22 protein-coding genes are annotated in these 22,102 nt (G+C 67.7%); 6 read left to right on the top strand and 16 right to left on the bottom strand.

All coding sequences use genetic code 11. From position 1 onward, the window contains the following. Nucleotides 1-52: 52 nt before the first annotated feature. The 5 genes from ACIOD2_RS47300 to ACIOD2_RS47280 form a co-directional block, all read right to left on the bottom strand. Nucleotides 53-316 (bottom strand): hypothetical protein, encoded by a 264-nt coding sequence (locus ACIOD2_RS47300; RefSeq protein WP_400552332.1) that lies wholly within the window; start codon nt 314-316, stop codon nt 53-55. A 69-nt stretch (nt 317-385) separates the two neighbouring features. Beyond that, complete coding sequence (locus ACIOD2_RS47295; RefSeq protein WP_400552330.1) at nt 386-742, bottom strand: hypothetical protein; 357 nt, start codon at nt 740-742, stop codon at nt 386-388. Continuing rightward, nucleotides 739-1,089: a response regulator transcription factor gene (locus tag ACIOD2_RS47290; protein WP_400552328.1), complete on the bottom strand. Its 351-nt coding sequence runs from the start codon at nt 1,087-1,089 to the stop codon at nt 739-741. The genes ACIOD2_RS47295 and ACIOD2_RS47290 overlap by 4 nt, the downstream gene beginning before the upstream one ends. A 313-nt stretch (nt 1,090-1,402) precedes the next feature. Continuing rightward, a complete protein-coding gene (locus ACIOD2_RS47285; protein ID WP_400552325.1) occupies nt 1,403-2,083 on the bottom strand; it encodes a hypothetical protein in 681 nt (226 codons plus the stop codon). Nucleotides 2,084-2,139: 56 nt separating this feature from the next. Further along, entirely contained in the window at nt 2,140-3,144 is a 1,005-nt protein-coding gene (locus ACIOD2_RS47280) for a DUF932 domain-containing protein (protein ID WP_400552324.1), read from the bottom strand. 387 nt (nt 3,145-3,531) lie between these two features. On the opposite strand from ACIOD2_RS47280, the gene ACIOD2_RS47275 reads away from it, so the two are divergent. Further along, nucleotides 3,532-3,882 (top strand): hypothetical protein, encoded by a 351-nt coding sequence (locus ACIOD2_RS47275; RefSeq protein ID WP_400552322.1) that lies wholly within the window; start codon nt 3,532-3,534, stop codon nt 3,880-3,882. Then, nucleotides 3,879-5,969 carry a caspase family protein gene (locus ACIOD2_RS47270; protein ID WP_400552320.1) on the top strand — a complete coding sequence of 697 codons (2,091 nt, stop codon included), beginning with the start codon at nt 3,879-3,881 and terminating at the stop codon, nt 5,967-5,969. Before ACIOD2_RS47275 ends, ACIOD2_RS47270 begins: the two co-directional genes overlap by 4 nt. Nucleotides 5,970-6,207: 238 nt before the next feature. Here ACIOD2_RS47270 and ACIOD2_RS47265 read toward each other — a convergent pair whose 3' ends face one another. The 4 genes from ACIOD2_RS47265 to ACIOD2_RS47250 form a co-directional block, all read right to left on the bottom strand. Continuing rightward, nucleotides 6,208-7,071, bottom strand: coding sequence for a hypothetical protein (locus ACIOD2_RS47265; protein ID WP_400552318.1), 864 nt, complete (start codon nt 7,069-7,071; stop codon nt 6,208-6,210). A 96-nt stretch (nt 7,072-7,167) separates the two neighbouring features. After that, entirely contained in the window at nt 7,168-8,148 is a 981-nt protein-coding gene (locus ACIOD2_RS47260) for a DUF4192 family protein (RefSeq protein ID WP_400552317.1), read from the bottom strand. Nucleotides 8,149-8,314: 166 nt separating this feature from the next. Further along, nucleotides 8,315-9,295, bottom strand: coding sequence for a DNA-processing protein DprA (gene dprA, locus ACIOD2_RS47255; RefSeq protein WP_400552315.1), 981 nt, complete (start codon nt 9,293-9,295; stop codon nt 8,315-8,317). A 41-nt stretch (nt 9,296-9,336) separates the two neighbouring features. Beyond that, the gene (locus ACIOD2_RS47250) at nt 9,337-9,735 is read right to left on the bottom strand and encodes a hypothetical protein (protein WP_400552314.1); all 399 of its coding nucleotides are present in this window, start codon (nt 9,733-9,735) and stop codon (nt 9,337-9,339) included. A 737-nt stretch (nt 9,736-10,472) separates the two neighbouring features. On the opposite strand from ACIOD2_RS47250, the gene ACIOD2_RS47245 reads away from it, so the two are divergent. Continuing rightward, on the top strand, nt 10,473-10,865 hold the full coding sequence (locus ACIOD2_RS47245; protein WP_400552313.1) for a hypothetical protein: 393 nt from the start codon (nt 10,473-10,475) through the stop codon (nt 10,863-10,865). Nucleotides 10,866-11,447: 582 nt separating this feature from the next. Here ACIOD2_RS47245 and ACIOD2_RS47240 read toward each other — a convergent pair. From ACIOD2_RS47240 to ACIOD2_RS47225, 4 genes are all read right to left on the bottom strand, one after another. Beyond that, nucleotides 11,448-12,689, bottom strand: a complete 1,242-nt coding sequence (locus ACIOD2_RS47240; RefSeq protein WP_400552311.1) for a hypothetical protein — start codon at nt 12,687-12,689, stop codon at nt 11,448-11,450. A gap of 94 nt (nt 12,690-12,783) precedes the next feature. Continuing rightward, nucleotides 12,784-13,698: a hypothetical protein gene (locus ACIOD2_RS47235; protein WP_400552310.1), complete on the bottom strand. Its 915-nt coding sequence runs from the start codon at nt 13,696-13,698 to the stop codon at nt 12,784-12,786. A gap of 599 nt (nt 13,699-14,297) precedes the next feature. Next, a complete protein-coding gene (locus ACIOD2_RS47230) occupies nt 14,298-14,699 on the bottom strand; it encodes a hypothetical protein (RefSeq protein ID WP_400552307.1) in 402 nt (133 codons plus the stop codon). 5 nt (nt 14,700-14,704) lie between these two features. Continuing rightward, nucleotides 14,705-15,088, bottom strand: a complete 384-nt coding sequence (locus ACIOD2_RS47225; RefSeq protein WP_400552306.1) for a hypothetical protein — start codon at nt 15,086-15,088, stop codon at nt 14,705-14,707. A gap of 586 nt (nt 15,089-15,674) precedes the next feature. Here ACIOD2_RS47225 and ACIOD2_RS47220 point away from each other — a divergent pair. The 3 genes from ACIOD2_RS47220 to ACIOD2_RS47210 all read left to right on the top strand — a co-directional run bounded on the left by ACIOD2_RS47220 (nt 15,675) and on the right by ACIOD2_RS47210 (nt 19,202). Continuing rightward, a complete protein-coding gene (locus ACIOD2_RS47220) occupies nt 15,675-16,994 on the top strand; it encodes an XRE family transcriptional regulator (RefSeq protein ID WP_400552304.1) in 1,320 nt (439 codons plus the stop codon). Next, on the top strand, nt 16,942-17,892 hold the full coding sequence (locus ACIOD2_RS47215; protein WP_400552457.1) for a phosphotransferase: 951 nt from the start codon (nt 16,942-16,944) through the stop codon (nt 17,890-17,892). The genes ACIOD2_RS47220 and ACIOD2_RS47215 overlap by 53 nt, the downstream gene beginning before the upstream one ends. Before the next feature lie 110 nt (nt 17,893-18,002). Beyond that, entirely contained in the window at nt 18,003-19,202 is a 1,200-nt protein-coding gene (locus ACIOD2_RS47210; protein ID WP_400552302.1) for a UDP-N-acetylglucosamine--N-acetylmuramyl-(pentapeptide) pyrophosphoryl-undecaprenol N-acetylglucosamine transferase, read from the top strand. A 39-nt stretch (nt 19,203-19,241) separates the two neighbouring features. Here the strand turns inward: ACIOD2_RS47210 and ACIOD2_RS47205 are convergent, their stop codons facing one another. From ACIOD2_RS47205 to ACIOD2_RS47195, 3 genes are read right to left on the bottom strand one after another with little or no spacing between them, the layout of a single operon-like run. After that, the gene (locus tag ACIOD2_RS47205; protein ID WP_400552300.1) at nt 19,242-19,889 is read right to left on the bottom strand and encodes a formyltransferase family protein; all 648 of its coding nucleotides are present in this window, start codon (nt 19,887-19,889) and stop codon (nt 19,242-19,244) included. Beyond that, a complete protein-coding gene (locus ACIOD2_RS47200; RefSeq protein WP_400552298.1) occupies nt 19,889-21,076 on the bottom strand; it encodes a DegT/DnrJ/EryC1/StrS family aminotransferase in 1,188 nt (395 codons plus the stop codon). Before ACIOD2_RS47200 ends, ACIOD2_RS47205 begins: the two co-directional genes overlap by 1 nt. Then, nucleotides 21,073-22,071 (bottom strand): dTDP-glucose 4,6-dehydratase, encoded by a 999-nt coding sequence (locus tag ACIOD2_RS47195; protein ID WP_400552296.1) that lies wholly within the window; start codon nt 22,069-22,071, stop codon nt 21,073-21,075. Before ACIOD2_RS47195 ends, ACIOD2_RS47200 begins: the two co-directional genes overlap by 4 nt. Nucleotides 22,072-22,102: the final 31 nt, after the last annotated feature.

Genomic DNA, 22,102 nt, shown 5'->3' with positions numbered 1-22,102 from the left:
CTGTCAGCAGGGGCTTCCATCGCGCGTGCCGGGTCCTGTTTCATGCGCAGCCTCAGCGAGGAACTGCGGCGGCGGATCCGGCGAACGGGCAGAACCCGCAGGCCGATTTCGGCCAGACGACGCCGAACTCGGCTGTCAGCAGCTGTGCGCAGCGCTGCCGAGACCAGCCCCACTCGATTAGCGGGTGGACTGGTTGGCGGGTCTGGGTCGCGAAGACCAGGTCGTTGCGTGCCCTGCTCGTTTCGTCCCTGTTGTATCCGATCACGTGCCGGTACGGGCGGCCGGTGAACTCCGTGAGGATGAACCGGTCCAGCACGAAACCCTTGAACTGCAACGAGCGCCGCCGATCCGACAGCTGCGGAGTGATGCCGTTAACCGCGTTGTGCTACGCCAGCGTCCATGACCCCGTGTGATGCATGACTTTCGGGGTGGTGGAGTCGTCGGGGATCTCGATGCCGTCACGCTCGTGGCGGCCGCGGCGGGAGAGCTGAACCAGCCGGACACCGCGATCGGCCAGCAGAGGCAGGATGAACCCCTGCGACAAGGTCAGGGTGTCGGTGAACTCCGAGCCGACGACGGCGTGCAGCACGACCAGATTCTCGGGGTCGACGTCGTGACGGGCAGGGTGGGTGAGGATTTCGGTGAGGTAGATGGAACTTTCTACGCCGGAACCCCCGGATACGAGATCGAGCGGACGGTTCCCGTGCTGGTTCTCGAGCGAGAACAGTGCTGGCTCGCTCATCGCCGCCCTCGCCGTTCGCGGACGACGCGACGGGCAGGTGTGGAAGCCGCGCGACCTGGCTGTCCGGGTTCGCACCTCGTGTGGCCCGGCGGGGACATCGGCCGCGGTATCGTTTGGGTCGTCGGCAGGTGCGGGAGCGAGCACCGGAAGATCCCGGCGTCATAGGCGATGGCGACCGCATGCGCACGATTGCGGGCGTTCAGCTTGTACATGATGTGCTTCATGTGGGTGCGGATGGTTTCGGGCGAGCGGAACTGCTTCGCGCCGATCTGGATGTTGTTCAGCCCGCGCGCGGCGTCGCGCAGGACGTCGCGTTCGATGGCGGTCAGTTCGGTTGCGCGTGGCATGGTCGGACCTCCGGGAACGGTCGACGAGAGGCGTAAGAGGAGGCTGGCCGGGGCAGCACGGCGCGTGCGCTGACCCGGCCAGCCTCGAACCGGGAGCCGGCTCGCCCGGGGGAAGGCGTGCCGCTCGGGGATTCCCGGTTCATTCAGGTGGCCTCGCGTGGGGTGGTGTGCGGACGCCCCCCGGTCACCCAGGTCCCGCCGTGGCGCCGGTCAAGGCCCCGTGCCCGCGGCCGAGACGTCGATGTGTCGAGGTGGGCCTTGACCGGTGTCGCGGGACCTGGTCGCGTGATCGAGGCCGCACGACACCGCGAAATCAAGAGTGCCCGGGAGCCACGGCATCGGGTGCGGGCTCGCGATCGGCCGTCCATGCGATGAGGGCGTCGGTGGCGGCGTGGACGGAGTCGTGGCGGGGCTGTTCGTCGTCGGGCAGGTCGGGACGTAGGACAGATCCGGTGAGGGTGCGGGGTTCGTAGCGGTCGAGCACGCCGGCGGTGACGCGACGGACGGACCCGACGGCGCGGCCGTCGACACGCACCTGCCAGACGTGATCGAACCGGTACGCCGCACGGGTCGGCGCGGTGCGCGGGTGGTGCTCGGGGTAGCGGTAGGCGGCCCAGCAGTTGGTGATAGAGCAGTCGATGACGTGGTCGCCGGCGTTGACGATCGCGGTGACCGTGTCGCGGGCCAGCGCCGGGCCGACGAGGTCGGCCAGCATCGTGAACGCATCCCGCGCTTTGTCAATGGCCGCCAGCACCGGCGCGGCCTGTTCCCGCAGCGATGTCGCGTTCAGGTGCCCGAGTTCGGTGTTGCGGTCGGCGTAGGCACGCTCGTCGGTGAACCCGCGTATCCAGCGAGGGGCGAGCGCGTTCAGGCAGGTGATGCAGTCGTGGCAGCGGTAGATGCTCGGGCGTGACACGGCGATCGAGATCCCGTGTCCGGTGTTCGTGCAGCCGTCGGTGCCGCACGTCATCGGCGGGATGGTGCTAATGCTCATGGCAGGAGGCCTCTCGTGAGCCGGAACGGTGAGCGAAGGCGGGGACCGGAGGGTGCTTAGACGGCGGCGAGGACCTTGTGCAGGGTTGCGGCGGCGGTGCGGTCGTGCTTGGCCAGTTCGCCGGTCATCACCCGGGTCATGTTCCGTTCGGCTCGGCCGGCACCGCGGATGACGGCTTCGTGGTGCAAGTGGGTGTTGACGGCCTGCACGACGCCCCAGCCGGTGTTCTTCCACGGGCTGACCCGGCTGTCGCTAGTCCACAAGCGGGTCAGCGCAGTGCGCTTGTTGGCGGCGTTGGTGCGGCCGCGGCCCGGCTGCTCGGGGATCGGGGTGTGGGCGTCGAGGAAGGCTTTCCAGGCGCGGTCGGTGACGGTGGTCTGGCAGAGTTTCTTGACTTCGGCGGCGAATTCGTCGGCGACGGTGTGCACGATCTTCAGGGCTTCGCGGGCGGAGAGCAGCTGCAGCGCGCTGTTGCGCTTGTGGACGACGGCGACTTCTTGGCCGTCTTCGCGCAGGCCGATGTTCATGGTGTTGTCGCAGACGACGTTGGTGATGACGCGCTTGTAGCGGGTTTTGAGGCTGGCGTCGTGGCTGGAGCAGGCGAGCAGGTTGGGGCGGAACTCCACGCCTTCGGGTGTGGTGATGTTGTCGGGTACTTCGATGCTGACCCAGGCTTGCTTGCGTTCGCGCAGCAGTCCGGCGGAGCCGATGGTGAGGCCGTCGTCGAGCAGGGAGGCGACGTTGTCCAGCAGCCAGGTGGCGTACTGGTGGATGCCGTATTCGTCGGTGTGGATGGCGAGGAGGTCGCCGTTGTCGGAGGCGGTGACGCCGAGGTGGGCGGTGGCCAGGCGGAGACCGAACCGGTCCTCGACGAACACCCGGGCCGGCTCGGCGGTCCAGTCGAACAGGCGCCGCTTGACTTCGGTGATCGGGATGGGGCCGGGGTAGTGGTTCGGCTCGTTGCCTTGGTCTTCGGCGCGGTAGTGCCAGGCGTGGCCGCGTTTCTCGGTGAATCCGATGAGGACGTTAGTGTTGAGCCACTTACTGGTTTCCTTGGACACGTCAAGAATCCCTTCTGCATGAGGCGGTACGTGCCGGCCGGTGGTGGCGGGCTCGCGCGTGGGCGGCTGCCACGCACCAGGCCGAAGCGCCGGCGGTGCACAGGCCCCCGAGCGAAAGGGGAACGTGGAACGCAACGGTGGCCGTGCGCCGCCGGCGCTGGCCTGGTCTCGTTGGGCCCGACTGCGACGCGACGACCGCGAACCCATGCCGCTGCGGCGAGTAGCTTGGTAGGCGTCGACGCCTGAGGCGTGACGTTCGCTTGCCGCGGAACGAGGGTATTCTTGATGTTTCGTGTTCGATTTTGTGTTAACTCGACAGGATCCTGCGTGGCCGGTGCATTCAGCGGGATCTGGTTCATACTTTGTGCGGAGCGAGGGAGGCGGATCATGTCTGAGGTACTTCTGTCGATCGACGGCGACGATCCAGTTGACGGTCTCGAGAGCTTGGCGGACTGGCTGCGCGCGGAGCCTGAACTGCGTGGCCGGATCACGCGCGTGCCGGCAGCCCCGAAGCCGGGTGAGCTCGGCGGAGCCGAGGACATCTTGATCGCTGCGGTCGGCGGCGGCGGGGCTCTCAGTGTCCTGTTCGCCTCCTTGAAAGGATTTCTTGCGCAGCCTCGACGTTCGGATATTCGGATCATCGTGAAGGGGCCGAGGGGCAGGCAGGTAGATCTCGACGCCAAAAATGTCCCCGACGCCGAGGCGCTCGTCCGGCTGGTCCTGGAGCAAGCCGAGTGAACATCCGCGCCGTTGATCCGGCGCGTTCGCGGATCGTACTGGTCGGCGCTCCGGTCTACCAGGACGAACGGCTACCGGATGTTCCCCAGGTCGCAGCGAATCTTGCGGACTTGACAGCCGCATTCACTGATCCGCTGATCGGCGGGTTTCCCGACGCACACTGCCTGGTCGCGCCTGCTCTCGCGACCGTTGTCGACATCGGTCGCCTGCTGCACGCCGCCGCGGCGGAGGCCGAGGATCTACTGCTGTTCTACTTTGCCGGGCATGGGCTGCTGGGCCGGGACGGCGACCTGTACCTGGCTCTGCACGAAGCAGAGGTCAGGGCGCCCGAGTACAGTGCTCTGCGGTTCGAGGCGGTGCGGGGTACCTTCCTGGACAGCCCTGCGGCCAACCGGGTCGTGATCGTGGACAGCTGTTACAGCGGCCGCACCATCGGACCGACGCTGGGTGATGAGGAGCAGGTCATGCTCGGCCAGCTAGAGATCGGCGGGACCTACACCCTGGCTTCTGCCCCGCCCAATTCTCGTGCGTTGGTACGCGAGGACGAGCCGCACACGGCGTTCACGGGCAGGCTGCTGAAGCTCTTGCGCGACGGCACGTCCTCGGCCGGTGAACTGCTGAGTTTGGGGGACATTTACCGGCAGATGTACAGCGTGTTGCGTGCCGACAGGCTGCCGCTGCCGCAGCAACGTGGCACCGCGACCGCGGACCTGCTGGGACTGGTCCGCAATCGCGGTGTGCTCAATCGGAGATCGGTTGCCCTTCGTGGGCGAGCGGAGGCACTGCTGGACCGTGCGTTGCTTTTCGCCGCGGACCTCAAAGGAGATAATTGGGACAGGGCGAATGTCGTGGTCGAGATTGCTGAAGCCATGGCGGTCCTGGACTCGCCCAGGGTCATCGACTTCGTGGAACGAGCAGAACAACTGGCGAGGTCCATCATTCAGAGCAAGTGGAAGTGCGCTGCTCTGGCGAGGCTTGCGGAGGCTGTTGTGGCGGCGGATCCCGGACGAGCTGAGGATCTCCTCGTGCTGGCCGAGCAGGTGGCCGCCACGCTGACCGCTGTGGACGACAACTTCATGGCGGCGGCTGCCATCGCGAAGGTGATGGCAGCGACTGAGCCCGACCGAGCTGCCAGTCTTGTTGAGCGGGCGTTGTCCTTCGACCTCACCGACCCGCATCTATCCTTGATCGGGCTGAGCGATGTCGTCGAGGTGGTCGGAGGGTTGAATTCGGAGCATCGCGGCGGCATTCTCGATCAACTCGAACGCATCCTGGCATGGGCCGCCGATAACTGCAGGTGGGCTCAGTCTGAGGTTGCGGAGGCCTTGGCGATGATGGCCCGTATCCACCTCGACCGTGCCGTCCGGATCGCCGAGGCGACCGTCGACGAATCCTTTCAGTGTTCGGCGCTCGTACAGATCGGGACCGCTGTCCTGGCTACCGATCCCGGTCGTGCGACCAACCTCTTCGAGAAGGCCGAACAGCTCGTACTCGCCCTGCCCGAGCCGCCTAAGGTGAGCATCTGGGACCCACTGAAGCCCATCAGGACAGCCGTCTACCGATTCCAAGCGTGGACCGAAGGCAACCGGTACTCGCCAGGAGAGCCCGAGTCGCCCACTCAGAAAAAGCTTCACGTTCTTACCCGTGTCGCCGATTTGCTGGCCGGAGTCGCGCCCGAACGCACTCTCGCGCTACTTGGGCAGCTTGACGAACTGAAACGCGAGCACGGCATTACTGCTCGACTGTATGGCGAAGACCGAGTCTATGCGTCTCTGGCGTGTGCGATAGCGGCCACCGATGTCGCACACGCTGAGCGTATCGCCGTCGCCATCACCGATACGAGCGATCGTGAGCGCGCGTGGGCCGGAATCGCTCGGTCACTGGCTGAGGTTGATCTTGACCGTGCGCTGGCTGCCGCTGACAAGAGTTTCGGTGCCGACCGGGACTACGCCATCGTCGACATCGCTCACGGGATCGCGCTTTCGGACCCCGACCGTGCCGATTACCTGGTCGCTTCCGTGCGCGACGTCGTCTGCCGTCCCGTCGGGATGGCGCAGTTGGCGAAGGCCTGGCTCACCGTGTCATAGCCGACTTCGAGATTAGGTCCCTGCTGCCGTCTCCGTCGCCATCACTGGATGGATGAGGCGGGCTCGCGGGTGGACGGCCACGGATCACCAGGCCGAGCGCCGGCGGTGCACAAGCCTCGAACTGCGGAGTGAGTCGGTTTTGTGGACTGGTGGCAGTGCACCGCCGGCGCGGGCCTGGTTCCCTCGGCCTGCTCACACCGCGACGACCGAACGCCCGGCACCCGTAACCACCGATCCATCAGGAGCGCGAGGGGCATGCCGAGACGTCACCCGGCCCGATTTCCGCCGTTGCAGGATCCCACTTCGAGACGGCGTCGACGATCTTCAGGCCGTTCGCCGAGTCCGAGCAGGCGCAGAACGTGTTCGAGGTCCAGCTCGGTGAGAGTCGATGCGACCGCCGAGCCGGTGCCCAGATCGCGCAGCGGCAGCGGGTGGGTCTGGCCGTGGTGGCGGTGCTTGAGGATCGCCACATCTCCGTGGGTGGCGCGGAAGTCGTGTTCGAGCTGGGCGTACCAGGCGAATCGATCGGGGAAGACCTCCCGGGTGCGGCGCCAGTGAGCCTGGCCCCGCGCACGCACAGACCGCCGCAATTGTTGTGGCTGTAGCCAGAACAATAGAGCCGAGGCGGTTTGAGACCGGCGTTGCGGCACCAGGTCAGTAGATCGTCTTTGGTGAGACCGGGTTGCTGCATCAGTGGGTAGTCGACCAGCCAGGGGCGCCAGCCGGCGGTGATCGCGGGCGCTCGGCGCTGCTCGTCGGGTTCGAGGCCGACGTAGAGGACGGTGTCGGCCGGGTCGGTGTGCTCGGTCAGCCAGCGTCGGCAGGGCTTCTGCTTCAGCGCCTGTGAGCAGGGAGCTATCCGAGCGTTACCCAGGTAGCTGCGCTGGACGAACAGCTCGAACGGGGTCCGGCCATCGCAGACCCGGGTGATCGGGATCCCGAGCCGTGTAGAGGCGTCGGCGTTAAAGCGGTAGAGGTCGCTGTCCTCGACCTTGACGTCGGCGAACAGCAGAGTGATCGGGTCGTCGGGGTGTTCGCGGCGGACTAGTTCGGTGGTGGCCCAGGAGCCGATGCCTCCAGACCACTGGATCACGTGATGCACGATGTGATCTCCTTCAAGGCAAGGGGCCGCGACGTCCCGGAGCGTGGAACGACATACCGGGGCGTCGCGGCCGAGCTGAATGTCGGGGACGTGGGGTTACCAGCGCGTCGCGCCGACCCGGCCGGCGATCTCGTCGAGCTGGTGCTCGACGAGGTCGGCGCTGGCGTGCTGCTGGAACAGCAGCCCGACGGTGGCCGCGCCCGGCGCGCCGTGGGCGTGGGCCAGGGCGCAGGCGGTGAGGTGGCGGTCGCCGCGGCGCACGGCGCTGGCCGCGACCAAGGTGGCCAACCGTGCACGGATGTCGGGCTCGGTGCTGCCGCGGTAGAGGGCCATCCACAGCTGCTCGATGCGCTGCGGGTCGAGATCAGACGGCGGCAGGAGCAAGGGGCCGTAGACGGCGTTGTCAGTCAGCGCGGTGGTGACCGCGAACGCCGCGACGTCGTCGATGAACTCGCCGCGGCCGGCCTGGATGGTGGAGTGGGCGACGAGCCGGTTCGCCTCTTCGCCGCGACGTACCAGCAGCGGTAGGACGCGGCGGGCGAATCGGCCGATGCGGCCCGGCAGGGTTTCGCCGGGTTCGGCGAAGGGCAGGCCCCAGGTCGGGGTGGGGGCGTCTCCGCCGAGCTTGACGGGCTTGGAGAAGTCGAGGTCCGCGCGCGGGGCGATGACGGTGCCGAGGCGGGTGGGGAGGCGGTAGTCGCGCCACGGGGCTCCGGCGCGGGTGTGCGGGGCCCAGTAGCGGCCGATGACGGTGTGCCCGGCGGGCCGCAGGTCGGCCTCGAGCGCGGCGATCGCGGCCCGCAGCGGCAGCCACCGCCGGGCGCGGTCCTCGGAGATCACGACGATGACCAGGTCGGTGTCGCCCTCGGCGGGGAGCGCGGCCTGGACGTGCTCGGCGATCTCGCCGGTGGTCATTCCCCGCACCTGCGTCGCCGGGAACGTCGCGCCGGTCGGCGAAATGAGGCGCCCCCGGGTGCTGGTGCGGGCGTGGGTCGGTAGAGCGATGACGTGCAGGGTGTCGGCGCGCGTGTCGGGCAGGGATCCGATCAGTTCGCCCGGGGTGAGGTACACGGTCACGGTCGGCGCTCCTCGGGTCGGCTCCTGCGGCGTGTGGGCCGTGGGAGGCGGTGGCGGCCCACGAAGGTGTGAGCCGCCACCGCCCGAGCGCGCGCCCGACGGCGGCCCGCGACGGCCCCGGCCGGATCGGGTCAGCGCCAGGTCCGGGCCGCCGTCGGGGTGTGCGCTAGCGTCGACCGGCCTCCTCCGACATGAGGGCCGTCGCGGGCTCCGCGTCCATCTCGTCCTCATCGCTCTGCTCGATCGCCGCGAGGATGTCGTCGACGCAGGTGATCAGGCGGGCGGTGCCGTCCTGGATGAGTTCGTGGCACCCGGCAGACACTGCGGAGGACAGCGGACCGGGCGTGGCAAGGACGGGGCGGCCGAGCTCGGCGGCGAGACGTGCGGCGTGGCGGGCGCCGCTGCGTCGTCCGGCCTCGACCACGACCGTCGCGGTGGTGAACGCGGCGAGCAGACGGTGGCGCTGCAGGAACCGACGCCGGGCTGGCGGGACACCTGGCGGGTACTCGGACACGACCGCGCCGGAGGCGGCGATCCGCTGGATAAGGCCTATGTGACCGGCCGGGTAGCCGCCGTCGAGCCCGCAGGGCAGCACCGCGACGGTGCCGGCCGGACGTCCGGTCGCCAGCGCCCCGTGATGGGCGGCCCCGTCGATGCCGTAGCCGGCGCCGCTCCACACCGCGACATTCCGCAACGCCAGCGCACCGGCGAAGTCCTCGGCGTAGTGCTTGCCGTAGTCGGTCGCGGCCCGGGATCCCAGGATCGCGACGGACCGGGCTGCCGTCAGCTCGTCGAGCCGCGGTTCGCCGTGGACCCACAGGCCCAGGGGAGCAGCACTGGGTGTGTCGTGCTCGACGGCCAGGGCGCTGAGGCCTGCGAAGACGTCGGTTGGCCATTCGTCGTCTTCGGGGATGACGAAGCGGGCGCCCATCTCGGCGGCAGCGCGCAGGCTGGCATCGGCGAGGTGCCAGCGCACGTTGCGACGAGACTCGGCGAGCACATGGGGCGGGGCGGAGCAGCTGGCGATGCGGTGGGCGGCGTCGATGGGACCGACCTGGGCGACGTAGCGGGCGAGGACCGGGTTGGCGGGTTCGGCGGCGTGCTGGAGGAACGCGCGGGCACGCCGCGCGTCGGTGGAACGAGACATGAGGGCTCCTTCGTACGAGCTGCTGGACTGGCGGCGGGCGTTCACGATTCGTCGGGGAAGATCCGCACGTGGATCTCGTGGCCGCGGCGTTCGACGACGGTGCCCCTCGGCCACATGGCGGCGAGCAGCAGCAGCTCCACCGCGGCATCGATGACACCGTTGCGCGTCTCGACGTTGTCTTCCCAGCCGAGCGCGAGGAGGCCGGCGTGGAAACGGCCGATGTACTCCGCGGCGGTCATGTCGGTTTCGACCACCTCGGCGGTGGTTGAGGTCTGCCGGCTGGAGATGCCGACGAAACTGCGGGCACAGCCACAGATGGGCGAGTCCGGATTCTCGTGGCACACGCCGGGAAGATCGACCAGTTCCGTATGCGGAAGGGAGTTGGAGTCGTTAGCCCGTTCGCCTTGGGTGCGGTGGGTGGAGACGAGGTACTTGAGCACGGGTTCCTCCTCGGTGGCCCGCCCGGGTGGGCGGTGGACGCGGCCTTTCGCCAGCAGGCCCCGCGGGTCCCGGGGCAAGCCGGCCGCACGATGGCGGCTGTGTCCCTTGTGGATTGCGGGCTTGCCCCGGGCTGCGGGTCTGCTGCACTGCGCTGCGGCCACGCCCAGCCGCGGTCACACGGTGGGGAGGAGCCGTCGGAACTGCGCTTCGCGCAGGACTCGACACTGAAAGTTATAACAAAAAATTAGCCACACTTGTGGCGAATTACTGATTTCTCCGGCACCCTGGGTTCTAGAAGGTGATCCACGGTGGTCCACGGGAGCGACCACTATGGACCCTTCTGGGGATCCGGTCCGCTCTCAACCCCCCAGCGGCGCAAGGGTTCCCGGCTCGGGAGAGGGCACTGGGGAGGGCGCCTCTCCCGAGCCAAATTTTCTGCAACCGACATAAGTCGGACGTGACGGTGGGTCAGATCTCAGGCCGAGCCGATGTGATGGCCTGGACCGGCCGTTGGTTTCCGTGCGTGCGTTGACGAGCCACTGCCCTCGGGGCCCAAGCGAGCCTTCTGCTGAGTGGTCGACGACGCGCCAGACCCGACGGGAGTCCTTCTATGACAACGAGTCTTCTATGTGCGAAGCGGATCGCGGCGTCACTGCTGACGTTCGGCGCTCTCGCGAGCGCGACGATCGCGGCTGCATCGCCAGTCCAGGCAGCCGAGCCGGCATCCGTCGCCGGCGTGGTGTCAGACCGACCGGACGTGGGCGCGGTCGGCGAGGGCACGACGGACATACCGGCGGTCACGCCCGACGGAACCCTCGTCTGGTCCACGCCGACCTCGCCGGACGCCCGACCGATGGAGGCCGCAACAGCGCAGGGCTGGATCGCGGTCACCGCGACCGCGAGTGGTGCGCGCATCCGGTCGCGGCCGGTGGACGGTCCGGTGCTGGGCACGATCGGTTACGGCGCCGGGTTTTGGGTGTCGTGCACGCGCGGGGCCTCCGACGGGCACGCGTGGGGCTGGTCCTACCGCGGCGGCACTTACGGCTGGGTCCGCGGCGACTTGTGGGAGGTCGAGCAGCACACCGGTCCCGGCGGCGCCGGCACACCGCAGGTTCCGCGGTGCCCGTGACGTCGTTGGCGCCGTGACAGTTCCTGGGTCTCGTGCGTGTGCGGGTCGGCCCGGCCGGTGTATGTCCCGGCCGGGCCGACGTCTCGCCGAGCGTTCGCGCGCGAGCCGGCCGGTGCCATCTCTGCCTCGGCACCGAGTCATGAACGGATCACCGGGCGGCGAGGCGGTGAATCCAACCGCGGATGATGTTCTCAGGCAGGTCAAGGCGCACGGCGATCTGGGACCACCGCACGTGGCGGGCTCGAAGTTCCATCACTTCCCAGACGCGGTAGGGGCTGTGCTCATGTCGCGGCAGCGGCAGGGGGTAGTTTCGGGCGGTGGGCGGCCAGGGAAGCCAGTCCGGGTCCGGCATGCCGTCAGCCGCCGATCGTAGGTGTGCCGCGGTGATGTCCTGGCCGATCGTCGGCCACTTCGCAACGGCTCTTGTCGGTCTCGGCTGGTACCGGCGGGTGTACACAGTGGACAATTCTCTCCGATCTGTTCTGAGTCGGTGTAGCTCGGCCGCGAACTGGGTGACGCATCGGCCGGCCTCGACCAGCCGGGTGAAGCGGTTTCACGGTGGGGTTTCCGGTGGCGTCGTGGTCAGAGCCGGTTGTGTAGTTCGGTGGCTGCAGCGAGGTCTCCGGCTGCGCCGGGACCGGAGTCGCGGAGCCGGCGGATGAGGTCTTCGGTGATGCGGCGGGTGACAGTGGCCTCGCCCAGGGCGTAGCGGGCGCGGGCGGCGGCCAAGCCGATGCCGGCCCGGTAGCGCGGTGCCGCGGCGTTGCCCAGCAGGTCGTGCGCGCGGCCTACCACCGACAGTGCTCTGGCCGAGTGTCTGTCGGCGACGAGCGCGTGGGCCAGGTAGGTCAGCGATCGCGCCGCGCTCAGCCGATGCCCCTTGCGAGTCAGGGCACTGCTTGAGGCGTCCAGGTAGCGGGTAGCGTCGGCGATGTGGCCGAGGTCCAGGTGGGCTTGGCCGATGCGTCGGTGGACGAGGGCGCGTCCGTGGTCGTCGTCGACCACCTGGTGGTGGCGCAGCGCGGTGGCGAGTTCGTGCAGCGCGTTCTCGGGCTGGCCGGCGGTGAGATGGACGCGGCCGTTGTGGGCGTGGACCAGCGCGAGGATGCCCGGCTCGGCAGTGTCTTGAGCGCTGGTGGTGGCCTCGGCGGCGGCTCGGAGGGCCTCGACGCGGCGGCCGAGGTCGGCCAGGGCGGTGGCTTCGCGGGCGCGGAACACCGCGGCGAGCGGGCGTCGGGTCTGGTGGGTGAGGGTGTGGCCGGTGTGCTGGGCATGGGCGAGGTCGTCGTGGTGATAGGTCGGGCGGGCCAGGTGCCACACGGCTTCGGCCAGTTCCACGGCGACCTCGGCGCGCCCCTGAGCCAGTTCGGCGGCGAGGATGTTGCGCAGGACGTGGTGTTCCTGGGCGTACCAGGGCAGCCCGCGTCGCCCGTCTGCGTGGTCGGGTGGCAGGGCCTCATGGGTGGCGTGGGCGCTGAACCAGGGCGCGCGGGGGGCGACGAGCGACACCGCGGCGGAAGCGGCGGCGGTGTACCAGCTGACCAGACGGGTGTTCTGCACGGCGCGGGCTGATGCGGGCGTCTGGCGGCGTTGGTGTGCGGCGTGTTGGCGAACTAGGGAGGTGAGCGCGTACCGGTGGCCGGGCGGGAGTTGGTCGACCAGGTGGGCGGCGTGCAGTCGTTGCAGTGCTGCGGCTGCGTCCGGCTCGGTGATACCGAGGGCGGCGGCGACCGGGGCGGCTGTGGTGGCGGGCCCGGGGTGGTCGGCCAGTAGGTCGTAGACCTGCCGGGCGGCGCCGGGAAGGTGCGCGTGGGTGAGACTCACCGAGTCCACCCACCGAGAACGGGAACGGGCCGCTCGCCGGGCGCGTGGATGGGATGTGACCGCGGATGCCGCAGCCCGAGCGCTCGGCGGGCGCTCACGAGGACCGCTTCGCGTGCCTGAAGCACCTCCGCGGCCGCGTTCGGCCGGATCCGGCCCAGCGCACCAGCGGAGGGATGAGGTCAACGGATGGCCACAGCGGCACCATGGCCACGGCGTAGAGCCAGATCTGCACACGGGGCCGCTGGCAGCTCCGCTCGTCGGTGGACTGGTCCCGGGCATCGCGCAGCACACTGCGCGCGGTATGGAAACCGATGGCCAGGTACGGCGCGCACAGCAGCAGGGTGAACAGAAGATCCATGATGTGACGTCGTTTCGTGCGAGATGAACAGTGGAAAGGGATGGTCAGATCGCCAGCGCTACGGCGAGGACGGTGGCCGCGCCCAGGAGAACTCAGCCCGGGTTGATGACCGGGTCGAGCGGTCGGCGGCGGAGCTGGATGGCGCCGGCGACACCCGAGGCGCGCAGCGATGCCGTTGGCATAGGCGGACAGAAACGCGATCAGGTGCAGCCGGGCCCGCGAGTACCTATCGGTGTGCGCGTCTGCCGCTGGGTGCGGCTGGCTCGTCGGGTAGCCGGTGAGGATGACGTAGCTGCAGGTCGGTGCGAAGGAGCAGTGGTTGCATCGGTGCCGGGGGCAGGGGCGCCAGATAGTGTGCGCTGCGGATTCGGCGAGAGGGTCGTCGAGATCGCTGATGATCTGGTAGTTGTGGCCGGCACCGTTGAGGAAGTTGCGCGCCATGATGACGGTGGGCCAGTCGTGGTACCACCAGGCGTGCGGCCAGGAGTAGGCGACGTCGTCGCCGTTCATCGACTCGAACCGGTGGTCATCGCGCGTCTGGTGTCCGGCCCATGGCTTGTTGTCGTGGGAGAGCTGCTGGAAGTCGTAGGCATCGACGGTGACGGGGAACCGGGTCGTGGCCGGTTCTTCGGAGCCCGTGGCGCCGTTCATTCGGTCTCCTGTGGCTGTGTGATGGAAGCCGGTCCCGGCCGGGATTCGGGGGGCTGCTCCCGGCCGGGACCGACGTCTTCTGGTGGGGTTTCGCGAGCGGCCGGCGCGGCCAACGTTCCGACAGGAGCGAGATATAACCCTCAGGCGTAAGGAATTCGACTCTGGCCCATTCGGTCAAGTCGGAGGTCTTGTGCGGTCCTAGCCGTGGCGCGGCCGCGACGTCGGCGCGCGAGATTCTCCTGTGGGCAAGCGGCGCAGGCCTTGCAGAACGCGGGCCATGACTTCCAACTCCGGGGCCGCCATCCGGTATGGCGGCGCCTCGGGTAGCCCGACGTACGGTCGCGTGCGACGAGCCATCGGTGCCAAGTGCTCGGCCGGTTCCATGGTTGGTGCTGGTCCAATGATCGGCAGTACTTCGGTCGGGGCATCGGCGGCTTCGGCCTCAGCGCGTCGGCGGATTGTCGGTTGCTGGTTGCGAGTTACCCGGGTCTCGGCGTTCGGCTGTAGCCGCCGGTGGCGCAGGGCGTCGCGGAGGATGAGTGCGACGACCAGCACCACCGGAGCTGCCAGACAGGCGTGGATTACCAGCACCCCGCCGTTCACGAGCCCGGCGGCTCGGGCGAGTCGGGTGGGCGAGCCGGGGCCGGTGGGGTGGGTAGCTTGTCGGCGTAGAGGCGTAGCACTTCGGACTGAGCGACGAGTAGTCCAGCTGTTTCGTTGAGCTGGTGGGGTGTGGCGGTGCTGGTCCGCAGATGCATGGCGACCGCTACGAGTTGTCGGGCGGTGATACCGACGCGGTCGGCGAGCGTTAGAGGAGCTTGCGGGGCCTCTTGGTTGTTGGCGTGAGTGAAGAGTACGTCCGCCAACTCCATCAGCATGCCGGCGAAGATCCGCTGCCGTTCGGGTTGCATGGTGCCGGCGAGGAGTTCGCGGCTGATCTCCGGAACGTGGATGTTGACCCCGGCCAATGCCCGGACGAGTTCTGCTGCTTCCTTGTCCATGAGGTTTACTCCGCCCTGCGGTTGCGCATGGCGTGGACGTGCGCTTTGGCGTCGAGGGCGAGGCGCTCGCACATGGCGTTCTGCAGCAGGGTGTTCAAGGCGAAATGCCGTAGGCTCGGTACCACTACGTGCCGAGCATTCGTGCACACGAGTTCTGTCAGGAGTTCGTCGAAGCCCTCGTGGGATCCGCATTGAAACTCGAAGAAGAAGCGGACGAAGTGAAGCCCTAGTCCGTGGGCGTGACGGACGACGGCCTGTTCGAGGCCTCGTACTTTGCGGTCTGGCAGGCCGGCAGGTACGCGCATGTAGCCGTAGGCCTGGAGAATGGTGGGCAACGCCACCGGCGTATCGTTGGACAAAAATGATGGTGCCAATGTGGAGATGGTCATTGGAGGTCGCCTTGGTCGTTCGTCCGCCGGTCGAGGGCGCAGCCAGCCGACAACCGCTCTGACGGGACCTGAAAAGATGGCTCACGGTTTTTCTTTTGGTTCCCTCTCGAACTCGCCTCCGAGGAAACCGACGACTTAGGCCTGCAGGCACCCGCGGTAAGGCGCCCAAGCACGAGCGATAGGCGACGTTGGCGAGGCGGACGAGACAGACGCTGCTCAACTGACCGCAACGAGGCCCGCGCCTGCACGAATCGGCGGCAAAATACGCAAGGGGCTCCTGGGGCGGCAGTCATCGGTGCAGAGAGGAAGCGTGCACCGCACAAGCCCTCGTACACGCCTTGTGAAGTCATCCCAGCAGCCATGGCGTCGTCGGTCACTGCGTGGTCCACCGGCGTCTGAGCTGACGTCACCCACGTCAGATGTGCTTGGACCTGCACTGTCGTCGTCATGCACTAAGCGTCGATCAACTGGCGCGTTGCCAAGAGGGCATTCTGGGGGGCATTTGGGCGACGCCTGGGGCAGTCTGCCATCGTTCCTGCTGGTCACCGAGGTACACTCGATCTCGTACGCCAGGGAGGACACCGCAGTGGGCACGCCGAACGTGAAGCTGCGCGCTAAGCGCGAAGCGACTCCGTCGCGGGCGAAATTCGGCGAATGTATGTCCCGATCCGAGCTTGCCGAAGCTGTCAACTTGTACCTCTGGAAGGCCAAGAATCAGCGGTACAGCCTGGATGCCGACGCCGTCAAGCGGTACGAAAGCGGCAAGGTGGGTTGGCCGGGCGAAGCGTATCGGGAAGGGCTTCGTGCGGTACTCGAGGCCGCAACCGACGCAGACCTCGGGTTTCATCCAACCCGTCGAGGCAGCAGCCGTGCGATACAGGCAGTGGCGATGTGTCCCACGGCCCGCTCGGACCTGCTTGGCGCGGTGGACCTGGGGATGAGTCCGGCGGCCTTCCTTACACAAACTTCGGTGGAGACTCCGGTTCCGAAGCGGATCGGCTGGACGGACGTCGACCACGTGCGGGCCACGACCCGCGCGGTGGCGATGTCGGAGAACCTCTTCGGAGGTGGATTGTCTTGCGAGGCAGCGATCGCGCAACTGCGGTGGGCTGGTCGCTTAGTCGAAGCTCAAGCTGCCCACAGTGTTCGTAGCGCAATGTTCGAAGCGGTAGGAAATCTGAGCAGCGTTGTTGCATACTCGGCCTTCGATATTGCAAATTACGATGCAGCCGATCGTTGCTTCCGGTTCGCTCTCTGGTGTGCGGATCAAGGGAATTCTTGGGCGTTGCGAGCAAATACTCTTGCCGAAATGTCGCGCAAAGCAGCCTATCTTGGCAATTTTGACGATGCGTTGTCTCTTATTGAATTCGCGCAGGTCAGGTCGGATCGCGTGTCTGGAACCGCCCGAGCTATGTTGTGGACTATTCGCGCGCGGTTGCTTGCCACGGCCGAGCGAGAGGATGAGGCCCTCTCTGATGTGCAGCGTGCTGACCAGTACTTCGCCGAACGTGAACTGACATCTGACCCCCCTTGGTTGTGCTACTACGACGAAGCTGAACACCAAGGAAGCACCGGAAAAGCGCTCATGCCGGTTGCTCGCGCTCGAAAAAGAATTGAATTGGCTGCATCTCGCTTGGAATATGCCATCCGCTTGCAAGGCTCTGAATACCCGCGATCGCGCACTTTCTCCCGGACGCGACTCGCGGCACTCCTTATGATCGCTGGTGATCCACGCGAGGCTGCGTCAATTGGACGTCAGGCGGTCGCTGACGCCGCGCTGTTGCGATCTCAACGAATCGTCAAAGAACTCAACGACCTAGCGCGCGCATCTGAGAAGCATACTCGAATTGGAGATGTTGCCGAGCTGCGTCACGGCATCGCTTTACTCTCTCGACAGGACGCCTGAGAAGATTGACTTCGTGACAACAGGACGCACGACCGTAGACGCCACACTGGCCGAGGCTGCCCGTATCGCTGGCTTCGACATCACGGGGGCTGAGCTGATCCGCGACGGCTCCAACGTCATGTATCGGCTTCCCAACAGAGTCGTCGCGAGGATCGGACGGCCTGGGACGGAGGAAGTAGCCGCACGTGAAGTTCGCGTGTCGAAGTGGCTCACCAAATCGGGACTGTCGGTTGTGCAGGCCGTCGCCGACGCGCCCCAGCCCGTCGTCATAGATCATCGACCGGTCTCCTGGTGGAAGCTGCTACCTGACCACCGGCCGGCCACGCCCGCCGAATTGGGCACGGTTCTCCGCTCCTTCCATGCACTATCCGCTCCAGCGGATCCGCAGTTGCCTGCTCATGATCCATTTTCTCACCTTGGCCAACGCATCACCGATGCTTGTGACGTGGACGACGACGATCGTGCCTGGTTGAATGGTCATCTCGCGGATTTGCGTCAGCGCTACCGCGAGTTCGAGGCTGGACCACGCAGGGTAATCCACGGGGACGCGTGGCAAGGCAACGTCGCCACGCCAGACTCAGGCCCGCCAATCCTGCTCGACCTGGAGATGGTCTCCTTGGGGCGTCTCGAATGGGATCTGATTCAACTTGCCGTGGACTACACCGATTTTGCTCGGATCACCACCGAGGACTACGAGTCGTTCGTCACCGCATACGGCGGCTACGACGTAACCACCGCTCCTGGATACCGGACGTTTGCGGACATCCAGGAGCTTCGATGGGTCTGTTTCGCGTTGAGCAAAGCAGAGGCTCGCCCTGATGCCGCAGGCCAGGCGCGTCATCGCATAGCTTGTCTGCGCGGTGACGTAGCCCGTCCTTGGTCGTGGACTGCGATCTAGCTCGGAGTGGCGGAGGTGGCGCGAGAGCCGCCGGCGGTGCCGGTTTGTGAACGGGGCAAATTTCCAGGCGTAAGCCTGTTTCTGGTTGGTTTCGAAAGGTAGGACTTCCTGTGGAGGCCGTTCGTGTCGACAGTGACCGAGCTGATAGTGGTCAGCCGTTGCGACTCTTAGTAACCGGCGGCGGGACCGGTGGTCACACCTATCCGGCGTTGACTGCTGTTCGTACTCTGCAGGCCCGAGTCGCGGCTGATCAGTTGCCGGAGGTTCTCTGGGTCGGTACTGCCAGCGGGCTCGAAGCGAGCACAGCTGAACGCGAAGGGATCTCATTCGTGGCAGTTGCGGCCGGCAAGGTCCGGCGAGCGCGGAATCCGCTGAAGATGATGTCGTGGGCCAATGTGAAAGATATGGCGAGAGTGCCGCTTGGGGTGATCCAGGCGGTGCGCGCGGTGAGAGCTTTCCGGCCGGACGTGGTGCTGGCAACTGGTGGCTACGTGTCCGTGCCGGTAAGCCTTGCGGCGTGGGCGTGCCGGCGGCCGCTGATGGTGCATGAGCAGACGGTGCGGCTGGGCCTGGCGAACCGCCTGCTGGCTCGAGTTGCCACGGCGATGGCGGTGTCGTCGGCATCGACTTTGCCGCTGCTGCCGGAGCGAGCCCGGAACCGCGCGGTGGTCACTGGCAACCCGGTGAGGCCGGAGATTCTGAGCGGTCACGCCGAGAAAGCCCTCGAAGGTCTCAGTCTGACTGAGTTCGATCGGTCTCGGCCGACGGTGTACGTGACCGGTGGCGCGCAGGGAGCCACCCAGATCAACCGGCTCATCGGCGAGGTTCTGCCGTGGTTGCTGGAGCGAGCCAACGTGATCCATCAATGCGGACCGGCCGCGGTAAAGGAGATGCAGGCGACCGCCGAGCCGTTGCCGGTCGATGCAACGGGCCGGTATCTGCCGGTCGGGTTCGTGGGACCGGAGCTGCCGGACGTGTTCGCGCTGGCCGACGTCGTGATCTCGCGCAGCGGCGCGGGCACGGTAGCCGAGCTGACCGCGCTGGGGCTGCCTTCGGTGCTGGTCCCACTTGCGTCCTCGGCAGGCGGCGAACAGGCCCACAACGCACGCCATCTCGCCGACTCCGGCGCAGCCAGTGCTCTGCTGGGTGAGGTCACCCCTGCGGCGCTGCGAGAAGCTCTGGAACCGCTGCTGGCCGACCCTGTACGACGGCAGGAAATGGCGGACAAGGCGCGGGAGCAGGGGCGCCCGGACGCCGGGGATCGGCTCGTCGACGTGGTGCTGGACCTGGCCGAAACCGGTGGCCGCTGACCCCGCGCCGGGTCAGCGGCCACCGGAGCATCTGAGCGATCAGGTCGTCGGGAACCCGGACAGAGCCCGGGTCCACTCGGTGCGGTCGCCGAGCTGGTGGTTGTCACGGCTGTAATGCGTGACCGCGAGCGCGGAGTCTTGCGGGCGGGGCATGATGTCCTCGAGCCGGGGCAGGGTGTCGGAGATGAGCTGGCGGCCGTGGGCGATCGCTCGCCACCAGACATCGCGGACTTCGTCGACGTCCGGCCAGATGGAGAACAGGGCTTCCGCGAGGACCGGGCCGGTGTCGACGCCGTCGTCGATGACGTGCAGCGTGACCCCGGCGAGGTCGTCGCGGTTGCGTAAAGCCCAGTTGACCGGCCGCACGCCGCGATAGTGGGGTAGCCGGCCGGGGTGGCAGTTGATGATCTGTGGCGTGGCGGCGATGAGATCGGGGCCGATGATCTTGTCGTAGAGGACGCTGAGGACGAGGTCGCAACGGCCGGGGTCGAGCTCACGCCAGTCGCCGGACCTGATGACACGGACGTCGGGCCAGCGGGTGTTGACCGTGTCGGTGAGGCTGACGTCCCACTCGGGTTCGGGCATGTTCGGGATGACCGTGTCGAGGACGAGTCCGGGCAGACCGGCGAGGGTTTCGCAGGCGTGGACAGCGAGGCTGCCCTTGCCGAGTACCGCGGCGCGGCGCATCACCGTCCTCCGTGCTGCCCAGCCGCCGTGGCGCTGCGGCGGTCGGGTGCGGCGCGCTCGTCGGCGATTGCGGCGCCGAGCCTGGCGGCTACGTAGTCGATGTCGTCGTCGGTCAGGCCGGGGTGGAACGGCAGGCTCAGGAGTTCGCTGGCCACAGCCTCGGTAACGGGCAACGGCCGCGACCAGCGGGCGAACGCCGGCTGCATGTGATTGGGCGGGTAATGCACCCCGGCCTGGATCCCGGCGGCGTGCAGCCGGGCGTGGATGGCGTCGCGCGCGGACGAGGGGACACGGACGACGCAGTTGAACGGCACGGTGTTCGCCACATCGAGGTCGACCACGGTGACGCCCGGAATGACGGTGAGGACGTCGGCATAGCGACGCCAGAGCCGGCGGCGGCTCGCCGCGACCTCGTCGAAGTGGGCGAGCTGGACGCGGCCGATCGCGGCGTGCAGCGTTGAGAGGTGATACCGGAATCCGGTCGCGGCGACCTGGTAGGAGACCGTGCGGACCCGCTGCTCCCGCGGGGCGGTCATCCCCAGGAGCCGGGCGCGGCGCAGCTGGTCGGCCTCCGTGGCTGTGCGCGGGACGATCGCTCCGCCGTCGCCGCAGGTCAGCGCTTTGATGGCGTCGAAGCTGAAGCAAGTCAGATCGCCGGTAGCGCCGACGTGGCCCCCTGCGATCAGCGAGCCGAAGGCATGGGCGGCGTCTTCAACGACGGCGATCTCACGCTCGGCGAGCTGGTCGCGGATCGGGCCGAGGTCGACGGCGCGTCCGCCGTAGAGCACCGGCATGACCGCGCGGGTCGCCGCGGTCAGACCGGCCTCGACGTACTCGGGGGTGACGCACAACGTGGCGGGGTCGACCTCGACGAATCGGGGGCGGGCGCCGGTCGCGAGGATGGCCTGGACGCTGGCGCAGAAGGTCAGCGACGGCACGACGACCTCGTCGGCCGGGCCGACGCCGGCGGCCAGCAGCGCCAGGTGCAGTGCCGCGGTGCCGGTGGCGACCGCGACGACGGCGTCGACGCCGAGGTAGGCCGCGAGTTCGCGTTCGAACTTGTCGGTCTCCGGTCCGTGCCCGTACTGGCCGGTTTGCAGGACGCGGCTGATCGCGGCGAGTTCGGTGCCGTGCAGGAACGGGCGGGCGTTGGCCGCTGGCCCGCTCAGGCTGGTCACGCTGGTCATGCGGGCACCCCGTCCAGCTCGGCCTCCGTGGCTTCCGCTGGGGTGATGGGCGCCAGCCGCTCCGGGTGTTGCCGGTACCAGGCGACCGTGGCGGCCAGGCCGGCCGCCAGGTCGCGGGCGGGAGCGAAGCCGAGGGCGGCGATCTTGTCCCAGGTCATGCTGTAGCGGATGTCGTTGGCTGGCCGGTCCGGGACGTAGGTGATCGCGTCGGCGTCGCGACCGGTGGCCTGCAGCAGCAGCTTGGTCAGCTCGATGGTGGTCAGGTCGGTGCCGCCGCCGATGTTGTAGGTCTCGCCCGGGACGCCGACGCGCAGGACCTGCTCGATGGCCCGGCAGTTGTCCTCGACGTGCAGCCAGTTGCGCAGGTGCCGGCCGCGTCCGTGCACTGTGACCTGCTGTCCGGACAGCAGGAGGCCGAGGAATCGGGGGATCAGCTTCTCCGGGTGCTGGCGCGGTCCGTAGTTGTTCGAACTGCGGGTGATGCACACCGGGACGCCGCAGGAGACGTAGTAGGAGGCGGCGAGCAGGTCGCTGCAGGCCTTGCTTGCCGCGTACGGCACGGTCGGCCGCAACGGAGCGTCCTCGGCGGCGGCGCCGGTCGGCAGGGGACCGTAGACCTCGTCGGTGGACACGTGGACCACCTTGTCGACACCGGCGCGCATCGCCACGTCCAACAGCGCCTGGGTGCCCATGACGTTGGTGCGGACCGACTGGCCGACATCGATCAGGGAGCGGTCGACGTGGGATTCCGCGGCCAGGTGCACCACCCAGTCGTGCCCGGGAAGGACCGCGGAGACCGTGTCGTGATCGCGGATGTCACCGTGGATGAAGCGGACCTTGTCCGAGCATTCGGCTTCAGTGAGGTTGCGGCGGTCGCCGGCGTAGGTCAAGGCGTCCAGCACAGTGACGTGGTCGACGTCGGCGCACTTGACGAGTCGGTCGACCAGATGCGACCCGATGAATCCGGCGCCGCCGGTGACGAAGACAGTGTGCATCGTGGTCCTTCCCGAGAATCGGATGATGGTG

This window comes from Amycolatopsis sp. NPDC088138 (assembly GCF_044741685.1).
GTDB lineage: Bacteria > Actinomycetota > Actinomycetes > Mycobacteriales > Pseudonocardiaceae > Amycolatopsis.
This window is presented reverse-complemented; position numbering and strand designations above follow the sequence as displayed.

Excerpts from the sequence above, each read along its gene's own strand:
- ACIOD2_RS47295 (WP_400552330.1), bottom strand. The coding sequence starts at position 742 with ATGAGCGAGCCAGCACTGTTCTCGCTCGAGAACCAGCACGGGAACCGT.
- ACIOD2_RS47290 (WP_400552328.1), bottom strand. The coding sequence starts at position 1,089 with ATGCCACGCGCAACCGAACTGACCGCCATCGAACGCGACGTCCTGCGC.
- ACIOD2_RS47285 (WP_400552325.1), bottom strand. The coding sequence starts at position 2,083 with ATGAGCATTAGCACCATCCCGCCGATGACGTGCGGCACCGACGGCTGC.
- ACIOD2_RS47275 (WP_400552322.1), top strand. The coding sequence starts at position 3,532 with ATGTCTGAGGTACTTCTGTCGATCGACGGCGACGATCCAGTTGACGGT.
- dprA (WP_400552315.1), bottom strand. The coding sequence starts at position 9,295 with ATGTCTCGTTCCACCGACGCGCGGCGTGCCCGCGCGTTCCTCCAGCAC.
- ACIOD2_RS47235 (WP_400552310.1), bottom strand. The coding sequence starts at position 13,698 with ATGAACGGCGCCACGGGCTCCGAAGAACCGGCCACGACCCGGTTCCCC.
- ACIOD2_RS47230 (WP_400552307.1), bottom strand. The coding sequence starts at position 14,699 with ATGGACAAGGAAGCAGCAGAACTCGTCCGGGCATTGGCCGGGGTCAAC.
- ACIOD2_RS47225 (WP_400552306.1), bottom strand. The coding sequence starts at position 15,088 with ATGACCATCTCCACATTGGCACCATCATTTTTGTCCAACGATACGCCG.
- ACIOD2_RS47215 (WP_400552457.1), top strand. The coding sequence starts at position 16,942 with ATGTTGCCGAGCTGCGTCACGGCATCGCTTTACTCTCTCGACAGGACG.
- ACIOD2_RS47205 (WP_400552300.1), bottom strand. The coding sequence starts at position 19,889 with ATGCGCCGCGCCGCGGTACTCGGCAAGGGCAGCCTCGCTGTCCACGCC.
- ACIOD2_RS47200 (WP_400552298.1), bottom strand. The coding sequence starts at position 21,076 with ATGACCAGCGTGACCAGCCTGAGCGGGCCAGCGGCCAACGCCCGCCCG.
- ACIOD2_RS47195 (WP_400552296.1), bottom strand. The coding sequence starts at position 22,071 with ATGCACACTGTCTTCGTCACCGGCGGCGCCGGATTCATCGGGTCGCAT.